Origin of the sequence: Streptomyces sp. NPDC059567 (assembly GCF_042735655.1) — a bacterium.
GTDB lineage: Bacteria > Actinomycetota > Actinomycetes > Streptomycetales > Streptomycetaceae > Streptomyces.
This window is the reverse complement of the sequence record NZ_JBHWBS010000067.1, coordinates 33761-41657: the sequence shown is the minus strand read 5'-3', so window position 1 is coordinate 41657 and position 7897 is coordinate 33761. Positions and strand designations below refer to the sequence as shown.

The window sequence follows — 7897 nt, the reverse complement described above, 5'->3', positions numbered from 1 at the left end:
GATGGTACTGCAGACTGCACCCTGTGGGAGAGTAGGACGCCGCCGAACAATCTTTCAGGACCCTTGGTCCCAGCGTTCACGCTGGGACCAAGGGTCCTTTTGTTTTTCCATGAACTTTTCGAAGCGCGTCGGGGTGCCGACTGCGCGAGAATGACTGCAGTACCCGAAGACAGGAGTCACGCCGATGTCCACCAACTCTCCCGACGATCGTCCGGAGCGCGAGCCGCGTCGTAGGGACGGTGGCGAGCGGGGCGGCTTCCGTGGGCCGCGCCGTGACGACAACCGTGGTGGCGGCGGGTTCCGTCGGGACGACCGTCGTGACGACAACCGCGGAGCCGGCAGTGGCGGCGGCTTCCGCCGCGACGACCGTCCGCGTGACGACCGTCGTGATGACAACCGCGGCGGTGGCTTCCGCCGTGACGACAACCGTGGCGGTGGCGGTGGCTTCCGTCGCGATGACCGCCGTGATGACACCCGTGGCGGCGGTGGCGGCGGTTTCCGCCGTGACGACCGCGGCGGTGACCGTCCCTCGTTCCGCCGCGACGACCGTCGTGACGACAACCGCGGTGGCGGCAGCGGTGGCGGTTTCCGTCGCGATGACAACCGCGGTGGCGACAACCGTGGCGGTGGCTTCCGTCGGGACGACCGTCGCGACGACAACCGTGGTGGTGGCGGTGGCTTCCGTCGCGATGACCGCCGTGATGACACCCGTGGCGGCGGTTTCCGTCGGGACGACCGTCCCCGCGACGACCGCCGTGACGACCGTCCCTCGTTCCGCCGTGACGACCGTCCGCGTGATGACCGCCGTGACGACAACCGTGGTGGTGGCGGTGGCTTCCGCCGTGACGACCGTCCGTCGTTCCGTCGGGACGACCGGCGTGATGAGCGGCCGTCGTTCCGCCGTGATGAGCGTCGTGACGAGCGGCCGTCGTTCCGCCGTGATGAGCGTCGCGACGAGCGTCCGCGCGACGACCGTCGTGACGACAACCGTGGTGGCGGCTTCCGCCGTGACGATCGTCCCCGTGACGACCGCCGTGACGACCGTCCCCGTGGACCCCGTCGCGACGACAGCCGCGGTGGTGGCTTCCGCCGTGACGACCGGCGCGACGACAGCCGGGGCGGGTACCGCGGTCGCGACGACCGGGGTGGCTACGGCCGTCGGGACGACCGCGACCGCGACCGGCCGGACCGCGCGCCCATCAAGCGTCTGCCGATCCCGGACGACGTCACGGGCGAGGAGATCGACCAGGACGTGCGCCAGGAGCTCATGAGCCTGCCCAAGGGGCTCGCCGAGGACGTGGCGCGCAACCTCGTGATGGTCGCCAACCTGATCGACGAGGACCCCGAGCAGGCGTACGCGTACTCCCGTATCGCCCTCCGGCTCGCCTCCCGTGTCGCCGCCGTCCGCGAGGCCGCCGGCTTCGCCGCGTACGCGACGCAGAAGTACTCCGAGGCGCTGGCCGAGTTCCGGGCCGCGCGGCGGATGACCGGTGGTGTCGAGCTGTGGCCCGTGATGGCCGACTGCGAGCGCGGCATGGGCCGGCCCGAGCGGGCCCTCGCCATGGCCGGTGAGCCCGAGGTGCAGAAGCTGGACAAGGCCGGGCAGGTCGAGATGCGGCTCGTCGCCGCCGGCGCCCGCCGGGACATGGAGCAGCTCGACGCCGCCATCGTGACCCTGCAGAGCCCCGAGCTCGCGTCCACCGCCGTCCACCCGTGGACCGCCCGCCTGCGGTACGCCTACGCCGACGCGCTGCTCGCGGCCGGGCGCGAGTCCGAGGCCCGTGAGTGGTTCGCCAAGACGGTGGAGTCGGACAAGGACGGGGCCACCGACGCCTCCGACCGGCTCGCGGAGCTCGACGGCGTCGAGTTCGTCGACGCCATCGACGAGCTGGACGACGAGTCCGATGACGTCGTGGAGACCGACGCCGACGACGAGGCCGACGCGGCCGACGACCTCGGCGACGAGGCTGACGAGGACGACGAGAACGAGGACGACGACACGGACCTCAAGGCCTGACGTCGTGTGAGTGCGTGAAAGGGCGGCACCCCTCCGGGGGTGCCGCCCTTTTTCGTGCGCTCAGTCCAGCGCCAGGCTTCTGAGGACCAGGCCCGTGGCCGGCTTCGGGCCGAAGGAGGTCGACTTGCGGGGCATGGTGACTCCCTGCCGGGCCAGGTCCCGTACGACGTCCTCCCGTACCGGATGCATGAGCACCGCCGTGCCGCCCCGGCGTTCGGCCTGGGCGACGGCGGCCTCGGTGTCGTGGATGTAGCTGATCTCCTCGGGGGCGTCCGGGATGTGCCAGACATGGTCGAGGAGCGTGGAGTGCAGGACCGTGGCGTCCAGCGTGCGCCACGCCTCGGGGCGGTCCGCGCGGATCGTACGGGCGAGCAGCGCCGGGTCGGGTCGGTCGAGAAGGTGGAAGGCGCCGTCGCCGGCCAGGACGAAGGCGTTGCCGTCGGCCGTGGCGGACTCCAGGGACTCCATGGCCGCCGACAGGGGGCCCTCGACACGGCGGACGCGGAAGCCGTCGCCGAGGGCCGCGAGGGCGTCCGCGACGGGGAGGCGGTTGAGGAGGCGGTGGATGGCGCGGACCCGGAGGGGGTAGCGGGCCGTGTCGATGAGGAGGACGAGGCCGTAGTTCCACGGGCTGGGCTGTGTGTGTTCCTCGCGCAGCCGCAGGTACGTCGCCCAGCGGTGGTGGCCGTCGGCGATCAGCGCCTGGTGCTCCGCGAGGGAGGCGGAGACCACCGCGAGCTCCGTGGGGTCGGTCACCGCCCAGAGGCGATGGCTGAAGCCGTCCTCGGTGGTCGTGGCGAGCAGGGGCTCGCGCCGGACGGTGCGCTCGATGACCTCGGCGGCTCCGTCGCCCTCGCCGCGGTAGGTGAGGAGGAGCGGCTCCAGATTGGCGGCCGTGGTGCGCATCAGCGCGGCGCGGTCCTCGACCACGTGCGGCATGACGTCCTCGTGGGGGAGCACGATGCCTTCGGCGGGGGTGGAGAGTTCCAGGGCGCCGATGATGCCGCGCTGCAGGATGCCGTCGCCGCTCTGCTCGTACACGTAGAGCGCGGGCTCGGGGTCGGGGGCGAGGACGCCGTCGGCGAGCCAGCGGTCGAGGGTGACGGCGGCCTTGCGGTGGCGGGTGCCGGCGGTGATCGCCTGCGGCAGGATCAGCCGGACGATGTTGTGGGGGTCGGCGGACTCGAGGTGGTGCAGTCCGTCGGGCCGTACGACGACGTCGTACGGCGGGGAGGTCACGGCGGCCAGGCTGCCGACCCGTTCGGGGACATAGCGCAGTCCTCGGAACGGGACCATGTGCAGACCGTCGGCGCGGACGTCGTCGGCCGCGGGACCTGAGGTGTTCATTACGCAATCGTAAGTGGGGGTGGCGATGAGCGATGATCGGGGGAGACGGGGAGTGACGTGATCGTTTCGTTTTGGTGTAAGAGGAGTACGAGGTCATGGGTGACGGCGTCCGGGGTCGGCAGGGCAGGTTTCGGCCGGGTGGGAGCGAGCGGGCGCTGAGCGAGGCGTACGACACGGCACTGCTCGATCTGGACGGTGTGGTGTACGCGGGCGGGGAGGCGATCCCGTATGCGGTGGAGGCGCTGGGCGTGGCGCGGGCCGGCGGGATGCATCTCGCGTACGTCACCAACAACGCGCTGCGGACGCCGGACGCGGTGGCCGCGCATCTGACCGAACTGGGGGTGCCGGCGGAGGCGGGGGACGTCATCACGTCCGCGCAGGCGGTGGCGCGGCTGATCGCCGATGAAGTGCCCGCCGGGTCGCGGGTGTTGGTGATCGGTGGGGAAGGTCTCCGGGTGGCGCTGCGGGAGCGGGGTCTGGTGCCGGTGGAGTCGGCCGACGAGGACGGTCTGGCCGCTGTGGTGCAGGGGTACGGGGGGCCGGAGTTGCCGTGGGGGCGGTTCGCGGAGGCGAGCTACGCGGTGGCGCGCGGGGTGCCGTGGTACGCCTCGAACACGGACCTGACGATTCCGGGGGCGCGGGGGATCGGGCCGGGGAACGGGGCGGCGGTGGAGGTCGTACGGATCGCCACGGGCGGTGTCGTGGAGCCGAAGGTCGCGGGGAAGCCGCTGCCGCCGATGCACCGTGAGACGGTGCTGCGGACGGGGGCGGAGCGGCCGCTGGTGGTCGGGGACCGGCTGGACACGGACATCGAGGGCGCGTTCAACGGGGGTGTCGACTCGCTGCTGGTGCTGACCGGGGTGACGGATCTGCCGCAGCTGCTCGCGGCGGTGCCGGAGCACCGGCCGACCTATGTGGACGCGGATCTGCGGGGGTTGCTGACCGGGCAGCCGGATGTGGTCGGGGTGCACGGCGGCTATGTCTGCGGTGGCTGGTCGGCCGAGGCGCGCGGTGGCGAGCTCGTCCTGGACGGTGAGGGGCCCGCTCTGGACGGGGTGCGGGCGCTGTGCGCGGCGGCGTGGACGGAGGCCGGGGCGGGGACGTGCGGCTTGGACGCGGGCAAGGCGCTGGAGCGGTTGGGGCTGTGACGGGCCCCGCACCAGGGGCCTGACCTGCGAACAGGGATCGAACGTCGATAGCAGGGTAGGCTAACCTAACTGCCGTGTTGGTCGAGAGTCCCTCCCGAGCGAGCGCGGATCCGACCGGCCCTGACCAGACGCCGACGCGCCGGAATTCCGTGCGCGCCGTCGGTCTGGCCGTGGCCGTCGGAGTCCTGCTGCTGGTCTGTGTCCTGAGCGTCATGATCGGCGCCAAACCGGTGCCGCTCGGCGATGTGTGGCACGGGCTGTTCCAGAACACCGGTGTCGGAAACGACGTCATCATCCATGACGTACGCGTCCCCCGCACGCTCCTCGGGCTGCTCGTCGGCGTCGCCCTCGGCCTCTCCGGGGCCGTGATGCAGGGCCTCACCCGTAACCCGCTCGCCGAACCCGGCCTGCTCGGCGTCAACGCAGGCGCTGCCGCGGCCGTCGTCTCCGCGATCGCGTTCCTCGGGGTCACGGACGTCAGCGACTACATCTGGTTCGCGTTCGCCGGCGCCGCCGTCGTCTCCGTCGTCGTGTACGTCCTCGGTGGCAGCCGCAGCTCCACCCCCGTACGCCTCGCGCTCGCCGGAACCGCCGCCACCGCCGCGCTCTACGGCTACGTCAACGCCGTCCAGCTCCTGAACTCCGCCGCCCTGGACCGGCTGCGCTTCTGGACCGTCGGCTCGCTCGCCTCCGCCGACATGGACACCGTGCGGAGGGTGGCACCGTTCATCCTCGTCGGCGTGGTGCTCGCCCTGCTCATCGCCCGGCCCCTCAACGCCATGGAGATGGGCGACGACACCGCCCGCGCTCTCGGCGCCGACATCAACCGCACCCGCGTGATCGCCATGGCGGCCGTCACGCTGATGTGCGGCGCGGCGACCGCCGCATGCGGGCCGATCGTGTTCCTCGGGCTGATGGTCCCGTATCTCGTACGGGCCATCACCGGCCCCGACATGCGCTGGATCCTCCCCTACGCCGCCGTCCTCTCGCCCGTCCTTCTCCTCGGCTCCGATGTGATCGGCCGGCTCGTCGCCCGCCCCGCGGAGCTCCAGGTCGGCATCGTCACCGCGCTGATCGGCGGACCCGTCTTCATCCGCCTCGTCCGCCGCAAGAGGATGGCCCAGCTGTGACCACCAAGACGCTACGGACCGGTGACGGGCTCTCCCTGCGCTACGCACCCCGCGCCGCCCTCTCCATGGCCGGGCTGCTCGCCCTCACCCTCGCGGCCGCCGTCGTGCTCATCGGCAGCGGCGACTTCCCGATCGCCCCCGGCGACGTCGTCGCGACCCTCCTCGGCAACGGCACCGCCGTCCAGGAGTTCGCGGTCATGGACCTGCGGCTGCCGCGCGTCCTCGTCGCCGTCCTCGTCGGTGCCGCGCTGGGCATCGGCGGAGCCGTCTTCCAGTCCATCTCCCGCAACCCGCTCGGCAGTCCGGACGTCATCGGCTTCGGCCAGGGCGCGACCGTCGGCGCGCTCGGCGTCATCGTGCTCTCCCAGGGCAGCGCCATGGCCGCCAGCGGCGGGGCCGTCGTCGGCGCCCTGATCACCGGCGTCGCGATCTACCTGCTCGCCTGGAAGCGCGGGATCCACGGCTACCGGCTCGTCCTCGTCGGCATCGGCGCGGCCGCCATGCTCACCGCCGTCATCCACTACCTCATCACCAAGGCCAACCTGGTCGACGCGACCCGCGCCACGGTCTGGATGACCGGCTCGCTCGACGGGCGCGACTGGGCGCAGTTCTGGCCGTTGTTCGCCGTCAGCTGCGTCCTCGTCCCGCTGGTCCTGGGGCACGGACGGGCGCTGCGGATGCTGGAGATGGGCGACGACGCCGCGTACGCCCTGGGTGTGAACGTCGAGCGGACCCGCATCGTGCTGATGGGCTCCGCCGTGGTGCTCGTCGCCGTCGCGACCGCCGCCGCAGGCCCCATCGTCTTCGTCTCGCTCAGCGCGCCCCAACTGGCCCGCAGGCTCACCCGCTCGCCCGGCCCCAACCTCGCGGCCTCCGCCCTCATGGGCTCGGCGCTGCTGCTGATCGCCGACTGGATCGCGACCAACGCCTTCGGCGAGCGGCAGCTGCCCGTCGGCGTCATCACCGGCGTGCTCGGCGGCTGCTATCTGCTGTGGCTGCTGGTCAACGAACGCAAGGCGGGACGGATATGAACGCGAAGGATCTCAGGAGCACCTCCATGGACGGTCAGACCCAGCGGCTCAGCGCGGAGTCGGTCACCCTCGCCTACGACCAGCGGATCATCGCCCGCGACCTGTCCGTGGCGATCCCCGACAACTCCTTCACGGTCATCGTCGGTCCCAACGCCTGCGGCAAGTCGACCCTTCTGCGCGCCCTGTCCCGGATGCTCAAGCCGTCCCAGGGGCGGGTACTCCTCGACGGGCAGACCATCCACACCATGCCCGCGAAGAAGGTCGCCAAGACGCTCGGCCTGCTGCCCCAGTCCTCCATCGCCCCCGACGGCATCACGGTCGCCGACCTGGTGGCCCGCGGCCGCTACCCGCACCAGGGGCTGCTGCGCCAGTGGTCGCCGGAGGACGAGCGGATCGTCCAGGAGTCGATGGCCGCGACGGGCGTCGCCGAGCTGGCGGAGCGGTACGTCGACGAGCTGTCCGGCGGCCAGCGCCAGCGGGTCTGGATCGCGATGGCGCTCGCCCAGCAGACCCCGCTGCTGCTGCTCGACGAGCCCACGACCTTCCTCGACATCCAGCACCAGATCGACGTCCTCGACCTGTGCGCCGAGCTGCACGAGAACCAGGGCCGCACCCTGGTCGCCGTCCTGCACGACCTCAATCACGCCGCCCGGTACGCCACCCACCTCATCGCCGTCCGCGGCGGCGAGGTGGTCGCGCAGGGCCCGCCGGCCGAGGTCGTCACCGCCGAGCTGGTGGAGCGGGTCTTCGGGCTGCGCTGCCAGGTCATCGACGACCCCGAGACGGGGACGCCGCTGGTGGTGCCCGCCGGGCGGAAGGCCCGGGCCGAGAAGCAGGAGCCCGCGCTAAAGAAGTGAGCGCAGCCGGAGCAGATCGCGGAAGCCGGCCTCCAGCCTGACCCGGCCGGAGGCCCAGGCCTTCGCGAAGTTCAGTTCGCCGTTCACCATCGCCACCAGGTCGTCGCCGGTCATCGCCAGCCGGATCTGCGCCTTGGCGGGCGGCGGGCCCGCCACCGTGTCCCGGACCTCGATCCGGCCGTCCGCGAGACGGCCGGTGAACGTGGTGTCCAGGTCCGTGATGTGGCAGCTCAGGGTGCGGTCGAGCGCGGCGGCGCTGCGCACCTCGCCGTCCGCGCGCGAGAGATTGTCCGAAAGTTTGTCGAGTGCGCTACGGCACTCCGTGATCGTCGCCATTGTGATCGACCGTACCCCAGGGCTTCGCGAT

Annotated in this window: 7 protein-coding genes and 1 pseudogene; 6 read left to right on the top strand and 2 right to left on the bottom strand. The window is 71.9% G+C overall.

The features are described 5' to 3' along the window. Positions 1-154: 154 nt before the first annotated feature. Both ACFVZW_RS25650 and ACFVZW_RS25645 read left to right on the top strand, forming a co-directional pair. Positions 155-1069: pseudogene (locus ACFVZW_RS25650) on the top strand (hypothetical protein); the annotation flags it as partial. Positions 1070-1267: 198 nt separating this feature from the next. After that, entirely contained in the window at positions 1268-2017 is a 750-nt protein-coding gene (locus tag ACFVZW_RS25645; protein WP_384525537.1) for a hypothetical protein, read from the top strand. A 60-nt stretch (positions 2018-2077) separates the two neighbouring features. Here ACFVZW_RS25645 and ACFVZW_RS25640 read toward each other — a convergent pair whose 3' ends face one another. Next, a complete protein-coding gene (locus ACFVZW_RS25640; RefSeq protein WP_384525533.1) occupies positions 2078-3364 on the bottom strand; it encodes a DUF1015 domain-containing protein in 1287 nt (428 codons plus the stop codon). Positions 3365-3459: 95 nt separating this feature from the next. Between ACFVZW_RS25640 and ACFVZW_RS25635 the strand changes: the two genes are divergently transcribed. From ACFVZW_RS25635 to ACFVZW_RS25620, 4 genes are all read left to right on the top strand, one after another. After that, positions 3460-4512, top strand: coding sequence for an HAD hydrolase-like protein (locus ACFVZW_RS25635; RefSeq protein WP_384525530.1), 1053 nt, complete (start codon positions 3460-3462; stop codon positions 4510-4512). 74 nt (positions 4513-4586) lie between these two features. Then, positions 4587-5642, top strand: a complete 1056-nt coding sequence (locus tag ACFVZW_RS25630) for an iron chelate uptake ABC transporter family permease subunit (protein ID WP_384525527.1) — start codon at positions 4587-4589, stop codon at positions 5640-5642. Beyond that, positions 5639-6673, top strand: a complete 1035-nt coding sequence (locus ACFVZW_RS25625) for a FecCD family ABC transporter permease (RefSeq protein ID WP_384525524.1) — start codon at positions 5639-5641, stop codon at positions 6671-6673. Before ACFVZW_RS25630 ends, ACFVZW_RS25625 begins: the two co-directional genes overlap by 4 nt. Beyond that, positions 6670-7530 (top strand): ABC transporter ATP-binding protein, encoded by an 861-nt coding sequence (locus tag ACFVZW_RS25620; RefSeq protein WP_384525521.1) that lies wholly within the window; start codon positions 6670-6672, stop codon positions 7528-7530. Before ACFVZW_RS25625 ends, ACFVZW_RS25620 begins: the two co-directional genes overlap by 4 nt. On the opposite strand, the gene ACFVZW_RS25615 is transcribed toward ACFVZW_RS25620, so the two are convergent. Continuing rightward, a complete protein-coding gene (locus ACFVZW_RS25615; RefSeq protein WP_329122222.1) occupies positions 7519-7866 on the bottom strand; it encodes an SCP2 sterol-binding domain-containing protein in 348 nt (115 codons plus the stop codon). The genes ACFVZW_RS25620 and ACFVZW_RS25615 overlap by 12 nt on opposite strands. Positions 7867-7897: the final 31 nt, after the last annotated feature.